The following is a 1867-nucleotide window of genomic DNA, read 5'->3' as shown; positions in this document are numbered from 1 at the left end:
TGGCTACTGGTTCAAATTCACCGAACACCCAGAGATCGACCAACACGAAGGATCAGACCAAGAATTTCTGATCACCGAAAAAAACTACTACAACCAAAACAACTTACCTAAAGATCTCACTGAACAGATCAACAAACTGCTACAAGAAAGCAATTGGGCGAACCACACCCAAACTAATACAAACAGCACGACAGAAGAACGCCAAGCCAACAGCCTCATCGTACAACGACGCAACATCACCACAGTTCCAGAATACAACCCACTCCAACACCGACCAAGCACACATCCACAACGCGCCAAAGTAGTTGGACCGAGTGGAGAAGAAATCTATGTGGATGAATGGGGACGCATCAAAGTACGCTTCCTATTCACTCGAACAGAAGACCATGGACATGATGGCGGTGCAGGAACAAACGACAACGACACAGATTCCGCATGGGTAGATGTGCTCACCCCATGGGCAGGAGAAGGCTACGGCGCAAGATTCCTCCCGAGAATTGGCGAAATCGTTGTAATCGACTTCTTTGATGGCAACATCGACCGACCATTTGTGGTTGGACGCATCCACGAAGCCCAACGTAGTCCAACCCAATTCGACAAAAAGGGACAGTTACCTGACACCAAAAAACTCGCAGGTATTCGTTCCAAAGAATACCAAGGCGAAGGCTTTGGACAACTGCGTTTTGACGACACCACAGGACAAATCAGCACACAACTGCAAAATAGTCATGGCGCAAGCCAACTCAATCTCGGAAACCTGAGCCATCCCAAAGACAAAGAGACCAGTGATGGACGTGGTGAAGGCTTTGAGCTGAGAACTGATCAATGGGGCGCAATACGTGCAGGGCAAGGCTTACTTCTTTCCACCTACAAACAAGATCAAGCAACAGGTACACACCTTGATGCCAAAGAAGCCAAACAACAACTTGAAAACTCCCTCAACAACTCCAAAGCTTTAAGCGAAGTTGCTAAGAATCAGCAGACTGATCCACTTGAGATTCTTGAAAATATCAAAGGTTTTATCGACAACTTAGCCAAAGACGATCCGAAAAAAGCAGATGCATTTAAATCTGCGGTGATGGTACTTGCAGCACCGAATTCAATCGCCTTAGCAAGCAATGAAGATATTCATATCTCAGCGGATAAACAGATTAGTCATAGTGCAGGTGAAAGTATCAATATTTCTACGCAGAAATCTTTAATTGGTCATGCAAGTTCTAAGATCAGTTTGTTTGCAGCGCAAGAAGGCGCACGGCTTTTTGCAGGAAAAGGTAAAGTTGAGGTTCAAGCACAGGGTGATGCTCTTGATGTGATTGCACGTAAAGGCATTCAAATTATTTCGACTGAGGATACTGTGTATATCACAAGTCATAAAGAAATTAATCTGACTGCTGGTGGTTCTCAAGTGAAGCTCAATGGTTCAGGAATATTTCCAACAACTGGTGGTTTGTTTGAGGTGAAGTCAGGGCAGCAGAAGTTTACGGGCGGAGCCAAGGTTAAGATACCTCCTTTAAAATTAAATTTGTCACCATGTTATTTAACATTTGAAATAGTTGATGAGAAAGGCAACCCTGCAAAAAATATAGAATATGTAGCATTTAGTAAAGATGGTACTCAAAAAATTGGTAAGACAGATGCAAATGGTAAAACTGAAAGATTTCAAACTGAAGGACCAGAGCAAATAGGAATTCATATTTCTGATAAAAATGGATCGAAATATAAAATTATACAAAATTAATAGGTGAAAAATGGATAAGTATTATATTAAAGAGTGTTTTTTTCAATTTAGTCGACAAAGAGGCGATGCATTGAAAAAAATAAAATATAAGGTTTATATTTTACAAAACAATAAAGTAGTAAAAGAGAT

At 41.5% G+C, this 1867-nt stretch carries 1 protein-coding gene; it reads left to right on the top strand.

Features of this window, described 5'->3' with window-relative positions:
- Window positions 1–1738: DUF2345 domain-containing protein (locus EXE10_RS20830; RefSeq protein ID WP_130114583.1), on the top strand; the 1738-nt coding region annotated here is incomplete at its 5' end.
- Between the last annotated feature and the right edge of the window lie 129 nt (window positions 1739–1867).

Origin of the sequence: Acinetobacter sp. WCHAc060033, assembly GCF_004209125.1 — a bacterium.
Classification (GTDB): Bacteria; Pseudomonadota; Gammaproteobacteria; order Pseudomonadales; family Moraxellaceae; genus Acinetobacter; species Acinetobacter wuhouensis.
The sequence above is the reverse complement of the archived record's forward strand: the minus strand, read 5'-3'. Positions and strand labels throughout refer to the sequence as shown.